The 22,619-nt window shown below is 63.3% G+C and carries 21 protein-coding genes; 9 read left to right on the top strand and 12 right to left on the bottom strand.

Translation table 11 applies throughout. From position 1 onward, the window contains the following. A partial coding sequence (locus IAE38_RS23955; RefSeq protein ID WP_236404206.1) for a hypothetical protein occupies positions 1 to 251 on the top strand: 251 nt, incomplete at its 5' end. Here IAE38_RS23955 and IAE38_RS19465 read toward each other — a convergent pair. Both IAE38_RS19465 and IAE38_RS19460 read right to left on the bottom strand, forming a co-directional pair. Next, the gene (locus tag IAE38_RS19465) at positions 214 to 864 is read right to left on the bottom strand and encodes a TIGR04211 family SH3 domain-containing protein (protein ID WP_201165555.1); all 651 of its coding nucleotides are present in this window, start codon (positions 862 to 864) and stop codon (positions 214 to 216) included. The two genes, IAE38_RS23955 and IAE38_RS19465, sit on opposite strands and share 38 nt — an antisense overlap. A 175-nt stretch (positions 865 to 1,039) precedes the next feature. After that, positions 1,040 to 1,297 (bottom strand): hypothetical protein, encoded by a 258-nt coding sequence (locus IAE38_RS19460; RefSeq protein ID WP_201218775.1) that lies wholly within the window; start codon positions 1,295 to 1,297, stop codon positions 1,040 to 1,042. A gap of 388 nt (positions 1,298 to 1,685) precedes the next feature. Between IAE38_RS19460 and IAE38_RS19455 the strand changes: the two genes are divergently transcribed. Both IAE38_RS19455 and IAE38_RS19450 read left to right on the top strand, forming a co-directional pair. After that, positions 1,686 to 2,003 (top strand): hypothetical protein, encoded by a 318-nt coding sequence (locus tag IAE38_RS19455; RefSeq protein WP_201165559.1) that lies wholly within the window; start codon positions 1,686 to 1,688, stop codon positions 2,001 to 2,003. An 86-nt stretch (positions 2,004 to 2,089) separates the two neighbouring features. Beyond that, entirely contained in the window at positions 2,090 to 2,878 is a 789-nt protein-coding gene (locus tag IAE38_RS19450; RefSeq protein ID WP_201165561.1) for a substrate-binding periplasmic protein, read from the top strand. Positions 2,879 to 2,893: 15 nt separating this feature from the next. Here the strand turns inward: IAE38_RS19450 and IAE38_RS19445 are convergent, their stop codons facing one another. Genes IAE38_RS19445 through IAE38_RS19435 form a run of 3 tightly spaced genes read right to left on the bottom strand, consistent with a single transcriptional unit; the run spans position 2,894 to position 6,941 of the window. After that, complete coding sequence (locus IAE38_RS19445) at positions 2,894 to 4,237, bottom strand: c-type cytochrome (protein WP_201218773.1); 1,344 nt, start codon at positions 4,235 to 4,237, stop codon at positions 2,894 to 2,896. A 17-nt stretch (positions 4,238 to 4,254) separates the two neighbouring features. Further along, a complete protein-coding gene (locus IAE38_RS19440) occupies positions 4,255 to 6,486 on the bottom strand; it encodes a xanthine dehydrogenase family protein molybdopterin-binding subunit (RefSeq protein ID WP_201218771.1) in 2,232 nt (743 codons plus the stop codon). After that, complete coding sequence (locus IAE38_RS19435; protein WP_201165567.1) at positions 6,486 to 6,941, bottom strand: (2Fe-2S)-binding protein; 456 nt, start codon at positions 6,939 to 6,941, stop codon at positions 6,486 to 6,488. The genes IAE38_RS19440 and IAE38_RS19435 overlap by 1 nt, the downstream gene beginning before the upstream one ends. 264 nt (positions 6,942 to 7,205) lie before the next feature. Between IAE38_RS19435 and IAE38_RS19430 the strand changes: the two genes are divergently transcribed. The 4 genes from IAE38_RS19430 (at position 7,206) to IAE38_RS19415 (ending at position 12,014) form a co-directional block, all read left to right on the top strand. Continuing rightward, positions 7,206 to 9,392, top strand: coding sequence for an OsmC domain/YcaO domain-containing protein (locus IAE38_RS19430; protein WP_201165571.1), 2,187 nt, complete (start codon positions 7,206 to 7,208; stop codon positions 9,390 to 9,392). A gap of 196 nt (positions 9,393 to 9,588) precedes the next feature. Further along, positions 9,589 to 10,017, top strand: coding sequence for a DUF2231 domain-containing protein (locus IAE38_RS19425; RefSeq protein ID WP_201218769.1), 429 nt, complete (start codon positions 9,589 to 9,591; stop codon positions 10,015 to 10,017). Next, entirely contained in the window at positions 10,014 to 11,303 is a 1,290-nt protein-coding gene (locus IAE38_RS19420; protein ID WP_201218767.1) for a PQQ-dependent sugar dehydrogenase, read from the top strand. Before IAE38_RS19425 ends, IAE38_RS19420 begins: the two co-directional genes overlap by 4 nt. Before the next feature lie 192 nt (positions 11,304 to 11,495). Continuing rightward, positions 11,496 to 12,014, top strand: a complete 519-nt coding sequence (locus IAE38_RS19415) for a DMT family transporter (RefSeq protein ID WP_201218765.1) — start codon at positions 11,496 to 11,498, stop codon at positions 12,012 to 12,014. Here IAE38_RS19415 and IAE38_RS19410 read toward each other — a convergent pair whose 3' ends face one another. Then, the gene (locus IAE38_RS19410; RefSeq protein ID WP_201165575.1) at positions 12,015 to 12,923 is read right to left on the bottom strand and encodes a LysR family transcriptional regulator; all 909 of its coding nucleotides are present in this window, start codon (positions 12,921 to 12,923) and stop codon (positions 12,015 to 12,017) included. A 147-nt stretch (positions 12,924 to 13,070) separates the two neighbouring features. On the opposite strand from IAE38_RS19410, the gene IAE38_RS19405 reads away from it, so the two are divergent. Next, a complete protein-coding gene (locus IAE38_RS19405) occupies positions 13,071 to 14,285 on the top strand; it encodes a YeeE/YedE family protein (RefSeq protein WP_201218763.1) in 1,215 nt (404 codons plus the stop codon). 111 nt (positions 14,286 to 14,396) lie between these two features. Here the strand turns inward: IAE38_RS19405 and IAE38_RS19400 are convergent, their stop codons facing one another. Next, positions 14,397 to 14,726, bottom strand: coding sequence for a hypothetical protein (locus IAE38_RS19400; RefSeq protein WP_201218760.1), 330 nt, complete (start codon positions 14,724 to 14,726; stop codon positions 14,397 to 14,399). Between the two features lie 191 nt (positions 14,727 to 14,917). Between IAE38_RS19400 and IAE38_RS19395 the strand changes: the two genes are divergently transcribed. Then, on the top strand, positions 14,918 to 15,667 hold the full coding sequence (locus IAE38_RS19395) for a FadR/GntR family transcriptional regulator (RefSeq protein WP_201165579.1): 750 nt from the start codon (positions 14,918 to 14,920) through the stop codon (positions 15,665 to 15,667). 101 nt (positions 15,668 to 15,768) lie between these two features. Here the strand turns inward: IAE38_RS19395 and IAE38_RS19390 are convergent, their stop codons facing one another. The 5 genes from IAE38_RS19390 to IAE38_RS19370 form a co-directional block, all read right to left on the bottom strand. Further along, on the bottom strand, positions 15,769 to 17,355 hold the full coding sequence (locus tag IAE38_RS19390) for an aldehyde dehydrogenase (NADP(+)) (protein ID WP_201218758.1): 1,587 nt from the start codon (positions 17,353 to 17,355) through the stop codon (positions 15,769 to 15,771). A 23-nt stretch (positions 17,356 to 17,378) separates the two neighbouring features. After that, positions 17,379 to 18,932: a galactarate dehydratase gene (gene garD, locus IAE38_RS19385; RefSeq protein ID WP_201161587.1), complete on the bottom strand. Its 1,554-nt coding sequence runs from the start codon at positions 18,930 to 18,932 to the stop codon at positions 17,379 to 17,381. Positions 18,933 to 19,010: 78 nt separating this feature from the next. Continuing rightward, positions 19,011 to 20,375 carry an MFS transporter gene (locus tag IAE38_RS19380; RefSeq protein ID WP_028633814.1) on the bottom strand — a complete coding sequence of 455 codons (1,365 nt, stop codon included), beginning with the start codon at positions 20,373 to 20,375 and terminating at the stop codon, positions 19,011 to 19,013. Between the two features lie 101 nt (positions 20,376 to 20,476). Next, complete coding sequence (gene kdgD / locus IAE38_RS19375) at positions 20,477 to 21,388, bottom strand: 5-dehydro-4-deoxyglucarate dehydratase (protein ID WP_201218756.1); 912 nt, start codon at positions 21,386 to 21,388, stop codon at positions 20,477 to 20,479. A 281-nt stretch (positions 21,389 to 21,669) separates the two neighbouring features. Beyond that, positions 21,670 to 22,479 (bottom strand): gamma-glutamyl-gamma-aminobutyrate hydrolase family protein, encoded by an 810-nt coding sequence (locus IAE38_RS19370; RefSeq protein WP_201218754.1) that lies wholly within the window; start codon positions 22,477 to 22,479, stop codon positions 21,670 to 21,672. Positions 22,480 to 22,619: the final 140 nt, after the last annotated feature.

Raw genomic sequence — 22,619 nt, 5'->3', positions numbered from 1 at the left:
CATGCCCGTCACCTCCCTCCGCAAGTCCTTCGTTCGGCCTCCTGAAGTCGCTCAAGATCAAGAGCCAGATCAAGAGCCAGATCAAGAGCCAGATCAAGAGCCAGATCAAGAGCAGATCAAGAGCAGATCAAGAGCAGATCAAGATCAACGGCAACGGGGCGTTCGGTGGAAGGGGTTACTACTTACCAGCGCGCACGGCTCGCCAGCTTCGCCTCAGAACCAGCGATCGTTCTTCTTGCGCCCACGGGTGAGGGCGGGCAGGATCAGGCCCGCCAACAGGCCGGCACCGGCGATGCTGCCGCCATACACCATGTAGCGCATCATCACCTGTTTGTTCTCGTCGCCCAACCTTGCCTGCGTATCACGCAAGGTCGACTGGCTTTGGTCGAGCTCATCGCTCAGCGACTTGTTGCGCGCTTCGAGCTCATCCACCAGTTGCTTGCGCGAATCGAGGGTTTCCTGCATGCCCTGGACGCGGTTTTTCCAGCTGTCGTCGATGGTCTTCAGTTGCCCCGTAAGCTCCGCAACCTGCGCATCCAGCTGCGGCAGGCGGTCGCCCTGGCCAGGTACCGACTGCAAGTCGCTGGACAGGATCCACACCACGTCGCCGTTCTGCCCGCGCACCTGGCTGTAGTTACCCTGGGTGCTGACCAAAGTCAGTTTCTGGCCAGACTTGAGGGTGCCGACGATACGGTGACCGTCTGTCGGGCCGCTGCGCACATAGGTGCTCAGGCTGTCGCTCACCCAGCGTGCATCGCTGGCAGGCTCTTCGGCATGCGCCGGCACGGCAAGGGCCACCGTGGCGGCGAGCAGGCCACCGCGCAGGGCAGTAAGGGCGTAGGCAGTTGGGCGGGAATCGGGCATTTTGAGTCTTCGCTGAAACAGGACAAAAGTAGGCCGGGGACTGGGCCGGTGAACCGGTCGGTGGGTTGACCGTCAGCCAAAGACCTTTTTTTTGTAAGCTGGTTCAGCGATCGGGTTCGGAAATATCTACAGCATGTTGCAACGTAGGCAGGCTTTGCGACCTCACAGCGCCTGTTCATAGCATCCCGTCAGGGGGCGTACCTGTCGTCAGCTCATCCGGCAGCGGCACCACCGGGGCGGCCTCCTTGGCCCACCAGGTGTTCTTGCGGCACACCAGCCTGAACTTGTAAAGCTGCCCGTCTGCTGGCTTGAGTCCGGGGTCGAGCAGGTCTGCGCCTCGCACCAATGCACTGTGGCCGTTTATGCACAGAATGCAGCCAAACTGCTTGCCCTGGTCGAACCAGGCAACCCTGCCAATCCAATGCTCTTGCACGATCTGACACCCCCAACCATCCAGCATCCGGGGCTGTTGCCCAGGTAGCACCATGCTGCGGCGGTCGACCAAAAGCTGAAACTGGCAATTTTGCCAGTTGGCTCTGCGCCGTGGCAGGTGCGCAGGGCGAGGGGCGGCAATGGCTCAGTGTTAAATCTCTGAGCACGAAGAACCAGCCGATAAGGCCGAGAACAATCCAATCGAGCGTCTCTGTGCGGCCTGGCCACCCCTTGCAGACCCCCGAGCCATTTTTAGTTGGTGGCAGCATGACCCTTCCTTGTCACGTTCTGTTAACCTGAACGGCATCACCTGGGCCTGCATCCCCGAGAAGCGTGGACACGTTGCTTGCAGCGGCCTGGGTTGTACCAGGAAACGGAGATTCGTCTAGATGGCCACTGACCGTGTGAGCCTGATTCATTTCGATAAACTGAGCATGAGCCCAGATGCTGCCAACCGGTTCCAGTCCGCCCTCGACGCCCTGGAGGCGCTGAAGCTGCAGGACCGTTACGTGTACCTCATCGCTCCCTATCTGGGTGACATCGCGGACGCTTCCGATACTGAGCAATTGGCCACGGCGCTGCAGCAGAGCCAGCGCGTGGTCGAGGAATTACTGGCTGCCAGGTCGGTAACCCAGGCCAAGGCAGAAGAGGTCAACCAGGTGTTCCTGCGCGCTGCGGAGCGCGCCCGGGCCGAGCTGTCGGGCTGAGCCGCGCATCGCCCAGGCCCTGCCGCTTTTGCTGCTTCATGCGCCCGGTAACTGCTCCCCCTAGATAGCGAAGAGGGTAGAAGGCCATGCGTTGCGTTCGCCGCGTCATGCTGCTTCTGTCTTGCCTGGCATTACTGCCAGGCTTCGTCGTGCCGGCCGAGCGCTGCCAGCGACTGACCGCCACCGGTAACCCTGAATACCCCCCTTATCTATGGCGCGACCCTGCCAACCCTCAGCAACTGATCGGCGCCAATGCCGACCTGGTCAAGCACCTGGCCGAGCGCCTGGGCCTTGACATTGATGTGGTCTATGGCGGGCCGTGGTCCCGCGCCCAGGAAGAGGTGCGCACCGGCAGGATCGACCTGCTGGCCGGTTATTTCATGACCGATGCACGTGAGCAGCAGATGGATTTCGTGCTGCCCCCCTTCCTCCATACGCCGAGCGTGGTCTGGGTGCGCCGGGAGGGCACCTTTGATTACCGGCAATGGGCCGACCTGAGGGAGCGCAAAGGCGGCACGCTGGTGAACAACAGCCACGGCCAGCAGTTCGATGACTACGCCCGGCAATACCTCACCCTCGAAGCCGTGCCTACCGCAAGGCAGGCATTTGAAAAGCTGGTGCACAAACGCAGTGATTACGTGGTGTACGAGCAATACCCCGGAATGGCGTTGGCCCGCACGCTGGGTATTGAAGGCGAGCTGCTGGTGTTGCAGCCGCCTGTATCCAGCGAAGGGCTTTATCTGGCGATGTCGCGCGCCTCACCTTGCAATCAACCCGCGTTGATCGAGGCGCTCACTCGCGAGATGAAGGAGGTCACCGCGGGAGCACTGCCTGATCAACTGTTGAAGCAGAACCTGCAGCGACGGCAGGAGTGAGTGAGCGCGGCCCCGCTACCGCATATGCAGGATGATCGGGCTGCTGCTGGCCGGGTCGGTATGGTCCCGCAGCTTCGCTACCGCCGCCGGGTCCACCGCCGGGCCATGGTTACCCCAGGCACTGCGCACAAAGCTCAGTACCTCGGCAACCTCCTGATCGCTCAACTGTGCCCTGAACGCCGGCATCCGGTAGGCGTCCGGCATGCCCGCAGCCACCACGCGCTGTGAACCGTTGAGGGTGATGTTGATGGCTGAAGCGTTCTCTTTGGCCAATGCCGAGGTAGCGCCGGCCAACGGTGGCATCCATTCGCCCTGGCCCTTGCCGTCCATGCCGTGGCAGGAAGCGCAGCGGGTCACGTAAGTGTGCGCCCCAGGCCGATCGAGCTGGGCGACACCAGGCTCATCCTGATACTGCCAGGGCGTCCCGTCGCGTGCGGGGTCGCCTGGCAGCGACGTGAGATAACGAGCGATGGCTGACAGGTCCTGATCGTTCATGAACTGCGTGGAGTTGTTGAACGCCTCGGTCATGGAGCCGAATACCACGGCATGACGGTTACGCCCAGTTTTCAAAAACTGCACCACGTCGGCCTCGCTCCAGCGGCCAAGGCCCGTGTTGTGATCGGCGCGCAGGCTTGGCGCATACCAGCCGTCTAGCAGCGCCCCCGCCAGGAACGGTGCGCCGCTGTCATCCAGCGCCTTCTCATTGAACGCCAGCCCGCGGGGTGTGTGGCAGCTGCCGCAGTGGCCGGGCCCCTGCACAATGTAGGCACCCCGGTTCCAGAGCGCATCCTGCCCGGGTTTGTCGGCGTAAGGCTCGGTGGGAGCGAACAGGCCGTTCCACAGGGCGATGGGCCAGCGCATGTTCAGCGGCCACGGGATGCTACTGGCCTGGTTGGGCTGGCGCGCCGGTTGCACGCTGCGCATGAAGAACGCATACAGGGCCTTGACGTCTTCATCGCTGAGCTTGGCGTAGGACGGGTAGGGCATGGCTGGGTAAAGCCGTCGCCCACCCGGTGCCACCCCCTGGCGCACGGCGCGGTCGAAGTCCGCCAGGCTGTAGCTGCCAATGCCGGTTTCAGCGTCGGGAGTGATGTTGGTGGCATGGATGGCGCCCAGTGGCGTCGCCATTTCCAGCCCGCCGGCAAAGGGCTTTTGCCCTGGCAGGCTGTGGCAGGCCACGCAATCGCCAAGGCGCGCCACGTATTCGCCTCGGCTTACCAGGGCCGGGTCATCGATGGCTGCCTGTGTACGTTTAAAAGGCGAGGCCGGCTCACGGGTGACATACCACGTCACCAGGCCCGCGGCCACTGCACAGGGCAGCAGCAACCAGCCAAGGGTTGTTTTCATACGACGTGTCATCGCGGCGTCCTTGTCGGTCAGCTGAAGGTATGACGGCTCATGGGCAGGCTACGCACCCGTTTGCCGGTGAGCTGGGCAACCGCGTTTGCCACGGCAGGCGCCACCGCTGGCAAGGGGGGCTCGCCGATGCCACCCATCTTCGCGCCGCTCTCGATGATGCGCACATGCACCCGTGCCATGCGCGACGGCGGCAGGATCGGATAGAGGTCGTAATTGCGCGCCCGGGGCATGCCGTCCACATATACAGCTTCTTCCACCAGCGTTTGTGAAAGGCCCAGCGCCACGGCGCCATTGACCTGATGCTCGATGATGGCTGGGTTGACGATGCTGCCAGGGTCGATGGCCTGCCAGATGTCATGCACCTTCACCTGGCCATTCTCGATCGACACTTCGGCGATGACCGCAGCCTCGGAACCGAACGGCGACGCCATAGCCACACCCCGCGCCCTTCGGCTGCCGTCCTCGGCGGTGAACGGCCCGCGCTTCCAGCCGCCAGACAACTCGCCCACGGCTTGCAGCAAGTGGGTCAGGCGCGGGTTGTCACGCAGCAGGTGTAGGCGCAGTTCAAACGGGTCCTTGCCACCCTTGTCGGCCAGTTCGTCCAGAAAGGACTCGTAGAAGAAGTCGTTCAGCGAATTGCCCACCGACCGCCAGTAACCGAGCATCGCCGGCCCCTTCACGTAGACCTGGGCGATGCGTTTGTGCGCGATCGCATAGGCCTTGCCCGACAGCCCCTCGAGCGCCGTGGGGTCTATCTTCTCGCCCTGCTTGCCCGCCAGTGCCTCGGTCGGGCCTTCGGTAGCGCTGACCGCCTCCAGGGCTATGGGCATACCGTCGGCATCCAGTGCGGCACGGAATTTCACGGCAGCAACCGGGCGCAGCACGTCGCGCAGAAACTCTTCTTCCCGGCTCCAGATCAGTTTCACTGGCTGGCCGACCGCTTTGGCCAGCGCGATAGCTTGCGGGTAAGGGTTGGCGGACTCATACAGGAAATGGCGGCCAAAGAAACCGCCCAGCAGGGGTGAGTGGAGGGTGATCTGGCTAGCGTCCAGGCCCGTGCGTTTGGCTATGTCGTCGCGGAACATGTCGGGCGCCTGGTTCGGCAACCAGACTTCCAGGGTGCCGTCCGGGTTGAAACGGGCCAACGCAGAGGGTGGCTCCAGCTGGGCGTGGTTGAGGTACTGGTTGTGATAGCTGGCTTCTACCTTGGTCGGTGCGCTGCCCAGGGTAGCTACGAAATCGCCCGCCTGCTCTTCATCCCGGGCCGGGCCTTGCGTCGCGCCCAAGTGCTCTACCCAGCGGTCGCTGGAAAAGTCCGCAGGCATCGCGCGCACGGTGGAGCCCGCCGCCGCTTCCTGCCAGTCCACCTGCAGGGCCTCCACTGCCCGCTTAGCGTGCCACCAGCGTTTGGCGACCACTGCCACGGCCCCCGGCAGTTGATGCACCGAGTGCACGCCGTGCATGGCCTTGACCTCGGGCTCGTTGCGCAGGCCGCCAACCGTCATGCCCAGGCGCGGTGCGTGCTGGACAGCGGCGTGCAGCATGTTCTCGACGGTGATATCGATGCAGTACATGGCCTTGCCGGTGGACTTGTCACGGGCATCCAGGCGCATGACAGGCCTGCCGATCCAGCGGAACGTGGCGGGGTCGCGGAGCTTCAGGGTAGTGGGGTCGGGTACCGGTAGGTCCATGGCCCGCCCGGCCAGTTCGCCGTAGGGTATGGATCGCCCGGTCGTGGTATGTACTACAGTACCCGGAGTAGTGGACAGCTCTGCCAACGGCACACCCAGCTTCTCGGCACCCGCCTGCAGCAGCATGGCGCGAGCGAGGGCGCCAAGGCGGCGCATGGTGGGGTAGCTCATGCGCACCGACATGCTCCCACCTGTGATGCGCATGCCGTTCTCCATCACCACATAGGCATCACCAGGGGGCGCGCTCTCGACCACGAAGTTGACGGGGTCGACGTCGAGCTCTTCTCCGACGATCTGCGCCATGGCGGTGAACGGCCCCTGGCCGCCTTCCATGAACGGGCTCAGTAGGCGCACCGTGCCGTCAGGGCGAATCTCCAGAAACGCGGGCACCTGGGTACCACGCTCGGCATGGGTGGCTGCCTGTACGCGAGAAACGCCAAGCGGGAGGCCAAAGCCGAGCACCAGTGCACCCACTGCCGTACCGGCAAGAAAACGCCGGCGTGACAGGTTCACGGTTTCGCCAGCCTGCAATTTGGCCAGCTCAGGGAACGTATCCATCAGGCTTTCCCCCCTTGCGCCAGCGCGTGCATCGCCGCATGGATGGCGTTGTAGGTGCCGCAGCGGCACAGGTTGACCATGGCCGCATCGATCTGCTCATTGCTGGGGTTGGGGGTGTGCTTGAGCAGGGCGGTCGCCGCCATCACCTGCCCTGACTGGCAGTACCCGCATTGGGCCACCTGGTGCTCAACCCAGGCCGCGACCACCTTCTTGCCGACAGGGTCGTCCTCGATCGCCTCGATGGTGGACACTTCGCGGCCCTCCACGCCCGCCACTGGCGTGACGCATGCGCGCACCACCACACCGTCGACCAGCACCGAGCAGGCCCCGCACTGGGCCAGGCCACAGCCATATTTGGTGCCGGTGAGGCCCAGGTCGTCCCTGAGCACCCACAGCAGGGGCGTGTCGGCTTGCGCTTCGACCTGGTAGGCCGCGCCGTTGATGCGTAATTCCATGGTTCACCTGCCCATCATCGGTTGCTGTCGCTGTTCTGAGATACACCGGGGGTACGTTGCCCCCGTCCGCAAACGCTAGCACATCGTGTCTACCGGCCATCCGAGCAGCAGGCAGATCCAGAGGATCAGGCAAGCATTCCCCCGTAATACGCAAGCGCAGACCGCCTGGCGCGGCGCAGCGGGTACCGGGGAGGATTTCCACGGCGAAAACCCGGATAATGCCGGGCACTTCTGTTCTGCACGTTTAAATCACGGTAAACCCGCATGGAAATCAAGGTCAATTTTCTCGACAATCTGCGCCTCGAAGCCAAGTTCGACGACTTCACGGTGATTGCCGACCAACCGATCCGCTACAAGGGAGACGGCTCGGCGCCGGGGCCGTTTGATTACTTCCTGGCGTCCTCGGCCCTGTGCGCCGCTTACTTCGTCAAGCTGTACTGCCAGGCTCGCGACATTCCGACCGAGAACATTCGGCTGTCGCAGAACAACATCGTCGACCCTGAAAACCGCTACAACCAGGTCTTCAAGATTCAGGTCGAGTTGCCCGAAGACATCTCCGAGAAGGACCGCCAGGGCATCCTGCGTTCCATCGACCGCTGCACGGTGAAGAAGGTGGTGCAAACCGGCCCCGAGTTCGTCATCGAGGTGGTGGACAACCTGGATGCCGACGCCCAGGGGCTGTTGATGCCGGTGGCGCAGACCAGCACCCGTATCCCCGGCAAGGACCTGCCGCTGGAACAGACCATTGCCAACATGTCCGGCATTCTGGCGGGCTTGGGCATGAAGATCGAAATCGCTTCGTGGCGCAATATCGTGCCCAACGTCTGGTCGCTGCACGTGCGCGACGCGCAGTCGCCGATGTGCTTCACCAACGGCAAGGGCGCCACCAAGGAGGCCGCCCTGGCCTCGGCCCTGGGCGAATTCATCGAGCGCCTGAATTGCAACTTCTTCTATAACGACCAGTTCTGGGGCGAAGACATCGCCAATGCGCCGTTTGTGCATTACCCGAACGAGCAGTGGTTCAAGCCCGGCCCGCGTGACGCGCTGCCAGGGGAAATCCTCGACGAAAACTGCCTGGCCATCTACAACCCCGATGGCGAGCTGCGCGGCTCGCACCTGTACGACACCAACTCAGGTAACACGGCGCGGGGCATCTGCTCACTGCCATTCGTGCGCCAGTCGGATGAACAGGTGGTGTACTTCCCGTCCAACCTGATCGAAAACCTGTTCCTGAGCAACGGCATGAGCGCAGGCAATACCCTGGCTGAAGCCCAGGTGCAGTGCCTGTCGGAAATCTTCGAACGGGCCGTGAAGCGCGAGATCCTCGAAGGCGAGCTGTGCCTGCCGGATGTGCCAGCAGAGGTACTGGCCCGTTACCCGGGCATCGTGGCTGGCATTCAGGGGCTGGAAGAGCAGGGCTTCCCGGTGCTGGTCAAGGATGCCTCGCTCGGGGGTGAGTTCCCGGTGATGTGCGTGACCCTCATGAACCCGCGCACAGGGGGCGTGTTCGCCTCGTTCGGTGCACACCCGAGCATGGAAGTGGCGCTGGAACGCAGCCTCACCGAGCTGCTGCAGGGCCGCAGCTTCGAGGGCCTCAATGACCTGCCGCAGCCGACCTTCGAAAGCCACGCGCTGACCGAGCCGAACAACTTCGTCGAACACTTCATCGATTCCAGCGGTGTGGTGTCCTGGCGCTTCTTCAGCAGCAAGGCCGACTTCGAATTCGTCGAGTGGGACTTCTCGGGCCAGGGCGAAGATCGTAACGTCCAGGAAGCCGCCACCCTGTTCGGCATCCTGGCCAACCTGGGCAAAGAGGTGTACATGGCGGTGTACGATAACCTCGGTGCCACCGCCTGCCGCATCCTGGTGCCTGGGTACTCGGAAATCTACCCGGTGGAAGACCTGATCTGGGACAACACCAACCGCGCCCTGAGCTTCCGCGCCGACATCCTCAACCTGCACAGCCTCGACAACCGCTCCCTGAAGCTGTTGCTCAAGCGCCTGGACAACTGTGACGTGGATGACTACACCACCATCACCACGCTGATCGGCGTGGAGTTCGATGACAACACGGTGTGGGGCCAGCTGACCATTCTCGAGCTCAAATTGCTTATCTGCCTGGCTGTGCAGCGCTTCGAGGATGCCAAGGAGCTGGTCGAGGCGTTCTTGCAGTTCAACGACAACACCGTCGAGCGGGGCCTGTTTTACCAGGCGCTGAACGTGGTGCTGGAGGTGATGCTGGACGACGACCTGGAAATGGCCGACTTCGAAACCAACTTCCGGCGCATGTTCGGCGACGCGCGCATGGACGCGGTGCTGGGGTCTGTCGATGGCAGCGTACGCTTCCACGGCCTGACCCCGACCAGCATGAAGCTCGAAGGCCTGGACCGCCACCTGCGGCTGCTCGACAGCTACAAGAAACTGCACGCAGCGCGGGCCCGAATGGCCTGAGGGTGTGAGGCCACGCGCGGCGGGGTGGGCCCCGCGTGGCCGAGGGTCATTGGCTGCAAATAGCTTGCAGGATGTTTCAAACGGTTGAAGCGGTGAACTATCACCGCTCCAGGGTGCTCATTGGTTTAGCGCACCTTGCGCGCCCCTGTGGGCTTTTGCCCATCAGAGCTGGGTCACCGAATGAAAAGGAGGCACCGTGACCGTAACCGACCAAACCCTTTACCGCTGCAGGCCCGGCCCGCTGCACGCGCTGCTGTTGGCAGGCAGCGTGCCGTTGTTCCTTGGCGCCATGCTGAGCGACATCGCCTACTACAACAGCTACCAGATCCAGTGGAGCAACTTCGCCGCCTGGCTTATCGCCGGTGGGCTGGTGTTCTGCGGGCTGGCGTTATTGTTCGCTTTGGTCAACCTGGTGCGGGCGCGGCAAAAAGCCGGCCGGCCTACCCTGTATTTCGTGCTCTTGCTGGTGACTTGGGCGCTGGGCTTGGTCAATGCGTTCGAGCATGCCAAGGATGCCTGGGCCGTGATGCCGTCGGGCTTGGTACTGTCGGTGATCGTGACCGTGCTTGCCGTGGTGGCGGCCTTGCTCGGGTTGAGCAACCTGCGCGCGCGAGGTGAAGCATGAAACGTCTACATGCACTGAGCCTGCTGTCCCTTTCACTGCTGCTGGCCGCCTGTGGCGGCGATGGCGAGCCCACCCAGGCCCATGGCCCGGACCCAAAACTGCCTGAACCCCAGCGCGGCTTGCTGCCGAGCATGAAGATCGCCCAGCCGGTTGCGTGGGGCCAGCAGAAGCCGACCGTGCCAGACGGCTTCAGCGTCACGGCCATCGCCACCGACCTGAAGATCCCCCGGCAAACCCTGGTGCTGCCCAATGGCGACATCCTGGTCGCAGAAGGGCGGGGCGGTAGCGCGGCCAAGCTCAAGCCCAAGGACGTGATCGCCAGCCAGATCAAGGCCAAAGGCAATACCCAGGTCAAGGGTGGCAACCGCCTGACGCTGCTGCGCGATGCCGATGGTGACGGGCGTTATGAAATGCAGACAGTGTTTGCCGAAAACCTCAACGCCCCTTATGGCCTGGCTTTTGCCAACGGCAAGGTCTACGTGGCCAACCAGGATGCGCTGGTGAGCTTTGACTACAAGGACGGCCAAACCAAGGCCGAGGGCGCACCTGCCAAGGTCACCGACCTGCCCGCCGAGATCAACCACCACTGGACCAAGGCACTCACCGTCAGCCCAGACGGGCGTTACCTGTATGTGGGCATCGGCTCCAACAGCAACATCACCGAACGCGGCCTTGAGGTTGAAATCGACCGCGCCATGGTCTGGCAGGTGGATGCCCAGACCGGTGCCCACCGCCCGTACGCTACCGGCCTGCGCAACCCGACGGCGCTGACCATCCAGCCAGGCACCGGCCAGCTGTGGACTGTGGTGAACGAGCGCGACGAACTGGGCCCCGACCTGGTGCCGGACTACCTGACTTCGGTGCGCGAAGGCGGTTTCTATGGCTGGCCCTATAGCTACTGGGGGCAGAATGTAGACGACCGGGTGCGGCCGCAGAACCCTGCCAAAGTTGCCGCAGCCATCAAACCGGACTACAGCCTGGGGTCGCACGTGGCAGCCCTTGGGGTCGACTTCTCGACAGCCGCCATGGGCGAGGGCTTCACCGATGGCGTGTTCGTCGGCGAACACGGCAGCTGGAACCGACCAAACCCGGTGGGCTACAAGGTGATCTTCGTGCCGTTCAGCAATGGCAAGCCGGCCGGCGAGCCGATCGACTTCGCCACCGGCTTCCGCGGCGAAGATGGCAAGACTCGAGGGCGGCCAGTGGGTGTGACCGTAGACCCGCGGGGGGCGTTGATCATCGCTGACGATCTGGCCAATACCGTGTGGCGTGTAACGCGTAACTGATACAGCCAGCCGCTGCAGTAGTTGCATGCCCATGGTTCGCCCATGGCATGCAACCTTCTGCATGTGATCCATGCCAGTTCAGATGATGGTCAGTATTCAAATGGCGAATGCCAGCCGTGCATAGTTTCGATTTCCATAAGACCCATCGATGACCCCAAGCTGTCGTCACGTGTTTGATGATGGAGAACGGTCATGTTCAGTAAAACCATGCTCATGGTGGCAGTGCCGGTAGCCTTGGCAGTGCTTGCAGGCGCCATGCTGCCGTTTCAGGCGGCCGGTAACGCCGCTGCAGGCCGCGCACTGGGTCATTGGTTGTGGGGGGCGTTCGCGTCGCTCACCGTCAGCGGCATCGTAGTGATTGCGGCACTGTTGATCTTGCGTGTACCTGCGCCAGAGGTAGGCAGGGCACTGCAGGGGCCTTGGTGGCTATGGATCGGTGGCGTGCTGGGCGCCTTGTACGTGGCCGGTGCAGCAGCGCTGACGCCCAGATTAGGGGCGGCAGGCTTTCTGGTGCTGGTGGTTGCGGGGCAAATGGTGATGGCCGTGGTGGCCGACCATTTCGGGTGGATGGGGCTGGCCGGAAGGCCGCTTGGCTGGGGGCGGATAGCCGGCTTGCTGCTGATTCTGGGCGGTGTGTGGTTGGTGCAGGGTGGCTGGGCTACAGGTCCACTCCCCAAAACCGACACGGTGATCAAACAGCCCAATGGCTGATCAAGCGTCGGGCTGGCTGCACGCCCACACGCTTTCGCGCAGCCAGCGGTGGCCCGGGTCGTTGTTCTTGCGTGTGTGCCACGCCTGCTGGTAGTCGAAGCACGCGATGTTCAGGGGCGGGGGGAACGCTTGCAGGTACGGTTGCTGTTGCAGGCACCCCACGGCACGCTGGGCCACAGTCAACACCAAGTCGGTGCCCGTCAATACCTCCACTGCTGCACTCCAGTGCGGCAAGGCCAGGGCAATGCGCCGCCGCAAACCCTGTTCGGCCAGGGTGCGTTCGATCTCATCGAAAGCGTCCGGGCGCATGGCCAACAGCACATGAGGGCGCGTCAACCAGTCGTTCAGTGTGAGGCCACCTGAGGGTGGCAGCACGCGCCGGTCTGCCACGCTGACGAAGGTATCCTGGAACAACGCCTGGGCCGTGATCGTTTGAGGCAATTCCGGGAACAGCCCGAGTGCCAGGTCCAGTTCGCCGTCCAGCAACTGGGCAAGCATCGTTTCGCGGCTGGCCTGGCTGATGGCCAGGTCGACCCCGGGGGCGACGCGACGCACATGGCGTACCAACGGCGGCAGGATGATGCGCGAGGCGTAGTCCGATAACGACAGCCGAAAGCGACGCTGGGCCAGCGCCGGGTCGAAATGCGGGGCGGCCAACAGGCCGTTGAGGCTGCCCAAGGCGTCTTCCAGCGGTTGCTCCAGGGTCTGCGCCAGGGACGTGAGCACCATCTTGCCCTGCTGGCGTATCAGCAGCGGGTCATTGAAGTGTTTGCGCAGTTGGGCGAGGGCGTGGCTGACTGCCGGTTGGCTGCGGTGCAGGCGCAGAGCTGCGCGCGTCACATGCTTTTCGCTCAGCAGGGCGTGCAAGGCCAGCAGCAGGTTGAGGTCGATTCTGCGAAGTTCATCCATGGGGCGAATAGCCATCGGCTGTGAAGGTGGCGGCCATCAGCTTAACAAATACTGGGTGCGGGGGTAGCGCTACGCCACCGCAGCCGCGACCTGCCGGCCGCTTGAAGGTATACTCACCGGCCGTTTGACTGTTATCCGAGTATTTCGATGGGTCTTTCTGCAACCGCTTCACCTGAACCGCGCCGCCTGGGCGCACCCCTTGTTGCGCTCGGGCTGCTGATAGCCGGTGCCTGGTTCCTTGATTTGAACGCTGGGTTCAAGCAAGTACTGTTGCTGCTCGTTGGCGCTGCCCTGGGCCTGACCTTGTACCATGCCGCCTTTGGCTTTACCTCAGCGTGGCGGGTGTTCATCAATGAACGCCGTGGTGCAGGCTTGCGGGCACAGATGGTCATGCTGGCCCTGGCCGTTGTGCTGTTCTTCCCTGCACTGTCGGCCGGCACCCTGTTTGGCAACCCCGTCAATGGGCTGGTAGCGCCTGCGGGCGTTTCGGTCGTGTTCGGGGCGTTCATTTTCGGTATTGGCATGCAGCTCGGCGGCGGCTGTGCCTCTGGCACACTGTTCACCGTAGGCGGTGGCAACGCGCGCATGCTGGTCACCTTGCTGTTCTTCATCATCGGTTCGGTGACCGCTACCCACCACGCGGATTGGTGGTTCGCCCTGCCATCGTTCCCGGCCACGTCGATCGTGCAGGCCTGGGGGCTCGCGCCCGCCCTGGTGGTGAGCGTGGCCGTGTTTGCGCTGATTGCATGGGCCACGGTGGTGCTGGAAAAACGCCGGCACGGTGCGCTTGAAAAGCCCCTGCCCAGCGAGCATGAAGGCTTGCGGCGGTTCCTGCGAGGCCCGTGGCCTTTGCTGTGGGGCGCCATTGCCCTGGCGCTGCTCAACTATGCCACGCTGGCGCTTGCTGGCCGGCCTTGGGGTATTACATCTGCCTTTGCCCTATGGGGTGCCAAGGTACTGGACGCAGCAGGCGTGCAGGTGGGTACCTGGGTGTTCTGGCAAGCGCCTGCCAACGCCAAGGCTCTGGCCTCGCCACTTTGGCAGGACATCACCACGGTCATGGACCTGGGCATCGTGCTGGGGGCACTGCTGGCAGCAGGGCTGGCGGGGCGCTTCGCACCTAGCCTGAAAATCCCATTGCCTTCACTGGTAGCAGCAGTGATCGGCGGGCTGTTGCTCGGTTACGGTTCGCGGCTGGCCTATGGCTGCAACATCGGCGCCTACTTCAGCGGCATTGCCTCGGGTAGCCTGCACGGCTGGCTCTGGCTGATCGCGGCTTACCTGGGGAACGTGATTGGCGTGCGCCTTCGCCCGATCTTTTTCGCCGGGGAGCGCCGCCCGGTAACGCTGACCGGCTGCTGACAGATTATCAATGCGCGGGGCGACCGCTGGGCGCCCCAATGCAGCACTCAACTCTGATTCTCAAAATGATAATCGGCATTAACTTCTAACCATAACGCTATGATTAAGAAGTTATTTTCTTGCAACGGCATGCTGCACGCACTGCTCATAGTAGGTTTGCCCGATGGCCGCAGGCTTGAGCCTGGAGCGGCTGTTGAAGGTTTGCTCCGTAATCCCTAAAGCGGTCATGCGCATCCAGGCCTTGGCAAACCTGCGCACCTGCAGCTTCTTGCGCGAGGCATACAGCGTTACCCCTGAAAGCTTCGCCTTTTGCGCCTCGGCTGCAATCTGCGCACCCCATTTGCAGGTGTGGCGATCATTCTGGGTCAACGGACGAGCCTGGGCGCCCATGGTAGCTGAGGCCAACACGCACCCTGCCGCCATTGCTAGAAATACTCGCATGTTGCTGTCCTAAGCATCTGAAGAGAAAAGAAGTTTGCCTTCAGATAATTCGTACAGGGGCCAGCACTTTGCCCTCAGTGGGCCCAGGCTGGCAAACCTGGGACATCACAAGCGCCGATAGCGTGTCAGGCGTATGTGATCGTACAACTGCCTGCGCTATCATGGCGGCTGTCATTCAAGGTGAACAGGGCATGTCAGAGCAACAGCCACAGGCACGGGCCCGGCGCAAGCCGCGTAGCCTGGCGCAGGAACTGGTCACGGTATTGACCGAGCGCATCCGCAGTGGCCAGCTGAAGCGCGGGGACAAGTTGCCGACCGAGTCGCAGATCATGGCCGAGGAGGGCGTAAGCCGCACCGTCGTGCGTGAAGCCATCTCGCGCCTGCAGGCTGCCGGCCAGGTCGAGACCCGTCATGGTATCGGCACCTTCGTGCTGGACGCCTCGCCTGCCGCGGGCTTGCGTATTGACCCGGCCACGGTGGTCACCCTGCGCGAGGTGCTGGCAGTGCTGGAGTTGCGTATTGCCCTGGAAGTGGAGTCGGCCAGCCTGGCAGCGCAGCGGCGCAGTGACGAGCAACTGGCCGGCATGCGCGCGGCGCTGGACGAGCTGAATGAGGGCGCGGCCCATGCCCTGGATGCGGTGTCAGCGGACTTCCAGTTCCACCTGCGCATCGCCCAGGCCAGCGGCAACCACTATTTTGCCGACATCATCCATCACCTGGGTACCAGCATCATCCCGCGCACGCGCCTGAACTCCGCGCGCCTGGCTCACGATGACCAGCCCCATTACATGAGCCGGTTGATGCATGAGCACGAGGCGATCTATGAAGCGATTGCGCGGCAGGACAGCGAGGGGGCGAAGATGGCGATGCGCATGCACCTGAGCAACAGCCGTGAGCGGCTGCGCCAGGTGCATGAACGGGTGCAAGGGAACGAGGGGTGACTGGGGGGCTGCGATGTGTTCGCCTTTGGGGATGCAGCGTCTGTGAGATCGAGCGCCGCCCGCGCGGCGCAATTTCACCCGCCATCCCCCGTCAGCCTCACCTACTGCTCAAGGCCTCCCTCACACCACTCCCCATTCACCAGCCGACGCAACCCCAGTGGGTTGTCGTCACGCAGCGCCTCGGGCAGCAACGCCTGCGGGTAGTTCTGGTAACACACCGGCCGCAGAAACCGGTCGATTGCCAAGGTCCCCACAGACGTACCCCGGGCATCCGAGGTGGCCGGGTATGGCCCCCCGTGAACCATGGCGTCGCAGACCTCGACGCCGGTGGGGTAGCCGTTGACCAGAATGCGCCCGACCTTTTCCTCCAGCAGCGGCACCAGCCAGGCAAACGCGGCAAAATCCTCTGGCTCGCCGATCAACGTCGCGGTCAACTGACCCCGCAGGCCCTGTAGGGCACTGCGCAACTGCTCATTGTCACGCGCCTCTACCGCCACCGTCGTCGGGCCGAACACTTCTTCCTGCAGCAGCGGGTCCGCCTCCACCAGCAGGCCGGCTTCGGCCTTGAACAACTGCGCCCACGCCTGGTTGCCCGCCTGCGGCTGGCCGGCCAGGTGTTCGATACCGGCATGGGCGTGAAGGTGTTCCAGGCCACTGACGTAACTGCGCAAGCCCCCGGCATTGAGCATGGTCTGGCCGGCCTGTTGCTGAAGGTGGCCGCCAAGGTCCGCAAGCAGCTGGCTGTAGGCAGGCGATTGCAGGCCTATCACCAACCCCGGGTTGGTACAGAACTGCCCAGCCCCCATGCACACCGACCCGGCCAGCTCGCGCGCAATGGCTTCGCCACGCTTGGCCAGCGCACCCGGCAGGATGATCACCGGGTTGATGCTGGACATCTCGGCAAACACCGGGATCGGTTGCGGGCGTTCGGCGGCCATGCGACACAGGGCATCGCCACCCTTGAGCGAGCCGGTGAAGCCCACCGCCTGAATGGCCGGGTGCTTGACCAGCGGTTCACCCACGCCAGCCCCGAACACCATGTTGAACACGCCCTTGGGCATACCGGTGCGGGCCGCCGCGCGCTCAATGGCGCAGCCGACCAGGTCGGCAGTGGCCATATGGCCGCTGTGCGCCTTGAACACCACAGGGCAGCCTGCCGCGAGCGCAGCGGCCGTGTCACCCCCCGCGGTAGAGAAAGCCAGCGGGAAGTTGCTGGCGCCAAATACGGCTACAGGGCCTACGCCAATGCGCATCTGCCGCAAGTCCACGCGCGGCAGTGGCTGGCGATCCGGCAGGGCCAGGTCGATGCGCGCGCCTAGAAAGTCGCCCCGGCGCAGCACTTGGGCAAACAGGCGCATCTGCCCGCTGGTGCGGCCCCGCTCGCCCTGGATGCGGGCAGGCGGTAACGCCGTTTCACGGCACACGATGGCGACGAAGGCGTCATCCAGCGCGTCCAGCTCTGCGGCGATGGCGTCGAGAAATTCGGCGCGGCGGGCAGGCGCCAGCTGGCGGAACGTTACGAATGCGGCCTGTGCGGCCTTGGCCGCCTGGTCCACTTCGGCGTCCGTGGCCTGGGCGAAGCTGTAGGGCAGGGGCTCGCCCGTTGTGGCGTCCAGGCTTTGCAGACGCTGTAGGCCGGCGGCGCTGCGCTGCCAGGCGATGAAGTTGTGGCCAAGAATGTCCGGCATCTGGAACTCCTAGAGGGGAAGGGTCAGGTAATGGGTGCGGGGTTGAACAGGGTGATGTCGTTGTGCAGGCGGTGCCGTTCAGCCCAGGTGCGCTTGCGCCCGCTGGCGACGTCCAGGTAGTAGTGGAACAGCTCCCAGCCCAGCGCTTCGATGCTGCTGCGCCCCGTGGCGATGCGCCCGGCGTCGATGTCGATCAGGTCCGGCCAGCGCTGCGCCAGCTCGGTGCGGGTGCACACCTTCACCACCGGCGCCATCGCCAGGCCATAGGGAGTGCCGCGGCCTGTGGTGAATACGTGCAGGTTCATGCCGGCGGCCAGTTGCAGGGTGCCGCAGACAAAGTCACTGGCTGGGGTGGCGCAGAAGATCAGCCCCTTGCCATTGACGCGTTCACCGGGGCCAAGCACCCCCTGGATCGCGCCGCTGCCAGACTTGACGATCGACCCGAGTGCTTTCTCGACGATATTCGACAAGCCACCTTTCTTGTTGCCCGGTGTGGTATTGGCGCTGCGGTCGGCTGCCCCCTGTTGCAGGTAGCGGTCATACCAGTCCATTTCGCGCACCAGGGCATCGGCAACCTGAGGGTCTTGGGCCCGGGAAGTCAGCATGTAGATCGCGTCACGTACCTCGGTCACCTCCGAAAACAGCACGGTAGCGCCGGCCCTAACCAGCAGGTCTGCCGCGTAGCCTAGCGCCGGGTTGGCGGTGATGCCCGAGAATGCATCACTGCCACCGCACTGCATGCCCAGGATCAACTCACTGGCCGGTACAGCCTGGCGCCGGCGTTGGTCGAGTTTTTTCAGGCGGATTTCGGCCAGCGCCATGATCTGCTCGATCATTTCGGTAAAGCCCAGGCTTGCGTCCTGCAGGCGGTACAGCCAGGGTTCGCTCAGGTCGACGGAAGGGTCGTTGTCGTGCATCACCTGCCCGGCCTGGAGCTTTTCACACCCCAGGCTGATGACCAGCGCTTCGCCACCCAGGTTGGGGTTGCGCGCAAGGTTGCGCACCGTGCGGATAGGGATGTAGGCATCGCGGGCATTGATCGCCACGCCGCAGCCGTAGCTGTGGGTGAGGGCGACCACGTCGTCCACGTTGGGGTAGCGGGGCAGCAACTCGTCGCGGATACGCTTCACCGCATGCTCCAGCACACCGGTGACGCACTGCACGGTGGTGGTGATGCCGAGGATGTTACGGGTGCCTACCGTGCCGTCGGCGTTGCGGTAGCCTTCGAAGGTATAACCTTCCAGGGGCGGCTGCGGCTGGGGTACGGCGTCGCAGCGGGGCAGGCTGGCCAGCTCGGGCGCGGCCGGCATGGCCAGCTGGCTTTCCTGCACCCAGCTACCCTGGCGCAGGTCCTCCAGGGCATAGCCAATGACCTGGCCATAGCGCCTCACCGCGTCGCCCCGGGCAATCGGCACGGTGGCCACCTTGTGGCTCTGCGGCACGGCTTCGACCAGGGTCAGGCCATCGGCAAAGCGTGCGCCTTCGCCCAGGCCACCGTCGTTGACCACCACCACGACATTGTCGTCGTCGTGCAGGCGCACGTAGCGGGGCGATTCAGAGTGTTCGATCAGCTGCATGTTCGGGCCCTACTGTTCAGGTTCTCAGGCTTTTGTACATCCGCCCGCGCCGGCATTGGCCGGCCCGGGCGTGTTCACTCAGTGCGGCGGGCTGGCCAGTTGCGGATTGGCCGCAGGCTCTGGGCGTGGCTTGGGTGGGTCTTCGCGCAGCTCGATGCGCTTGATGGGGCCGACGATCACCAGGTAGCTGAATACCGCCACCAGTGCATTGGCCCCCACGTACACCAGTGCCCACTTGAACGAGCCGGTGGCGCTGATGATGTAGCCGATAACGATGGGGGTGGTGATCGAAGCGATGTTGCCAAACGTGTTGAACAGCCCGCCAGACAGCCCGGCGATCTGCTTGGGCGAGGTGTCGGCCACCACCGCCCAGCCCAGTGCACCAATGCCTTTGCCGAAGAAGGCGAGGGTCATGAAGCCCACCACCATCCATTCGGCGTCAACGTAGTTGCAGAACACCATGGTGGTCGACAGCAGCAGGCCACAGACGATGGGCAATTTGCGTGAAAAGGTGAGCGAGTTGCCGCGGCGCAACAGCCAGTCCGAGATTACCCCGCCCAGTACCCCGCCAATGAAGCCGCAGATAGCCGGTAACGACGCGATGAAGCCCGCCTTCAGAATGGTCATGCCGCGCTCCTGCACCAGGTACACCGGGAACCAGGTCAGGAAGAAGTAAGTGATGGCGTTGATACAGTACTGGCCCAGGTACACGCCGAGCAGCATGCGGCTGGTGAGCAGTTGCTTTACGTAACCCCATTTAGGCCCGTCATTGCCACGCTTCTGGTCCATGTCCACCAGGCCGCCGTTCTGCTCGATGTGCTCCAGTTCGGCAGGGCTGATACGCGGGTGCTGGCGCGGGTTGTAGATGGTCTTGAGCCACACCATGGAGAACACGATACCCAGGGCACCCATGACCACGAACACGTGCTCCCAGCCGAAACTGAATACGATCCAGCCCATCAACGGCGCGAAGAGTGCAGTGGCAAAATACTGCGCCGAGTTGAAGATCGCCGAGGCGGTGCCTCGTTCCTGGGTCGGGAACCAGGCCGCGACGATCCGCGCATTGCCCGGAAACGACGGCGCCTCGGCAAAACCCACCAGAAAGCGCAGGGTGAACAGGGTGACAACGGCCCAGGCCACCGGCAAGCCGCCGACAAACCCCTGCAGCAGGGTAAACAGTGACCAGGTGAAGATACTGAAGGCATAGACGTTCTTCGAGCCGAAGCGGTCCAGCAGCCACCCCCCCGGGATCTGCCCGGCCACGTAGGCCCAGCCGAATGCGGAGAAAATATAACCCAGGGTAACGGCGTCGATGCCGAGGTCTTTCTGCAGGCTGGAGCCTGCGATGGCAATGGTGGCGCGGTCTGCGTAATTGATCGTGGTCACCAGAAACAGCATGAACAGGATCAGGTAGCGCACATGCGTCTTTTTAGTCGCTTGCATGCAGTTGTACTCCCACTAATTATTGTTGTGCGGGGTATTGGGATGTAGCCGGAGCGAGGTGTGCTCACTCCGGGTGCGGCGGAGGCAGGCCGCTAACGGGGTTACTGTGGTCCCATCTTGTCCATCAAGGCTGCCAGCATTTCATACTCGTCGGCGCTCAGGTCGGTCAGCGGTGTACGCACCGGGCCTGCGTCGTAACCGGCAATACGGGCGCCTGCCTTGACGATGCTCACGGCATAGCCGGCCTTGCGGTTGCGGATGTCCAGGTAAGGCAGGAAGAAGTCGTCGATCAGCCTGGCCACGGTGGCGTGATCTTCGCGGGCGATGGCGTGGTAGAAGTCCATCGCAGTTTTGGGGACGAAGTTGAACACCGCCGATGAATAAACCGGTACGCCCAGCGCCTTGTAGGCTGCGGCGTACACTTCGGCGGTCGGTAGGCCGCCGAGGTAGCTGAAACGCTCGCCCAGGCGACGGCGAATCGACACCATCAACTCGATATCACCCAGGCCGTCCTTGTAACCGATCAGGTTGGGGCAACGCTCGGCCAGTTGCTCGAGCAGTGTGGCATTGAGGCGGCAGACGTTGCGGTTATAGACCACCACGCCGATGTTGACCGATTTGCACACGGCTTCGACATGGGCGGCTACCCCATCCTGGCTGGCTTCGGTGAGGTAGTGCGGCAGCAACAGCAGGCCCTTGGCCCCCAGGCGCTCGGCTTCCTGTGCGTATTCAATCGCCTGGCGGGTGGCACCACCGACGCCGGCCAGAATAGGTACCGACGTTGCGCAGGTGTCCACGGCAGTTTTGATGACCTGGCTGTATTCACTGGCCGCCAGGGAGAAGAATTCGCCCGTACCACCCGCAGCGAACAGCGCGCTGGCGCCATAGGGCGCCAGCCATTCCAGGCGTTTGACATAGCCGGCCTGGTTGAAGTCGCCATGGGCATTGAAGTCGGTGACGGGGAAGGAGAGCAAGCCGTGGGAGAGGATGGATTTCAGTTCTTGTGGGTTCATTGTTATTGGCATCCAGACGCTTGGGTGAAAGGGGTGCTGTTTGTGAGAGGTAAGTTATCGTACAACCTAAACGATGACCAGTCCTTCTTTTAGATTTTCTCAGGCGGGGAGTGCGCGTCTTTTAGAACGCTCAGTGGATATGCGCTGGATGGGCGGGAGTAATTGGATACGCGGTTTCACCTGTGGTCAGGTGATCGTATGTCTATCAGCGTGGCAGCGAATCAAACGAATGGGGCGGCATTGCGCCGCCCCGTGGTCATGTCCGAGCAGGATGCAAGTGCTCAGGCAGCCTGCTGGCGCTTGCCCTGAGCTTTGCGTACCTGGGCGCGGCATGCATCACCGAACGCCTGGAAGATCTTGATCGAATCAGGGTTTTTCGCCGCCTGCCATTCCGGGTGCCATTGCACGGCGAACAGGAAGGGCGACAGGGTCGGTGCATGGATGGCCTCCACCAGGCCGTCTTCAGCCTGGGCAATGGCCTCGATACCCTCACCCAGGTTGCGCAGGCCCTGGCCGTGCAGAGAGTTCACGCGAATTTCATCGGTGCCCAAGGTGTGGTGCAGCCAGCTGCCTGGTTGAATCTTGACCCCGTGTACCTGGGCGTATTGCACTTCAACCGGGTCTTCCGGGTTTTCCCGGTGATCGTTGAAACCAGGTTCTGCGTACACCTTCTGGTAGATGTCCCCACCCAGGGCAACGTTGATTTCCTGCATGCCACGGCAGATACCGAAGATGGGCAGCCCGCGCTTGATGGCGGCTTTGACCAGGGGGATATCGAACAGGTCACGGTTCGGGTCCTGGCCTTTGCCCGGAGTTTCGTTCTGCTGGCCGTACAGCGCCGGGTCGATGTTGCTGCCCGCGCCGGTCAGGTAGACGCCGTCGGCCATGTCCAGGTAGGTGTCCAGGGCATCGGTACCGCAGCAGGTAGGTACCAGCACGGGGACGCAGCCTGCGAACTCGACCAGCGGGGTGATGTATTTGTGGGTCATGACCTGGTAGTCATGGCCTTTGCGCTCTTGGGTACCCATGGTCATCAGGACGACGGGCTTGCGCAGGGAGGGTTGCTTGTTGCCAATGTTGCTGTTGGACATATGTCACCTTGGGACAGGCTGAACCTGTCGTTGTTGTGCAGGCGCACAGCGCGGGGCCTTGGGTGCAGCCTGTGGCCCCGAGCACTGCCGGCTCGTCATGGGCGACGATGCCGGTCGGGGCCTGTGGCTAGAGTGCCAGA

Origin of the sequence: Pseudomonas sp. S32 (genome assembly GCF_016648095.1) — a bacterium.
Lineage (GTDB): Bacteria > Pseudomonadota > Gammaproteobacteria > Pseudomonadales > Pseudomonadaceae > Aquipseudomonas > Aquipseudomonas parafulva.
This window is presented reverse-complemented; position numbering and strand designations above follow the sequence as displayed.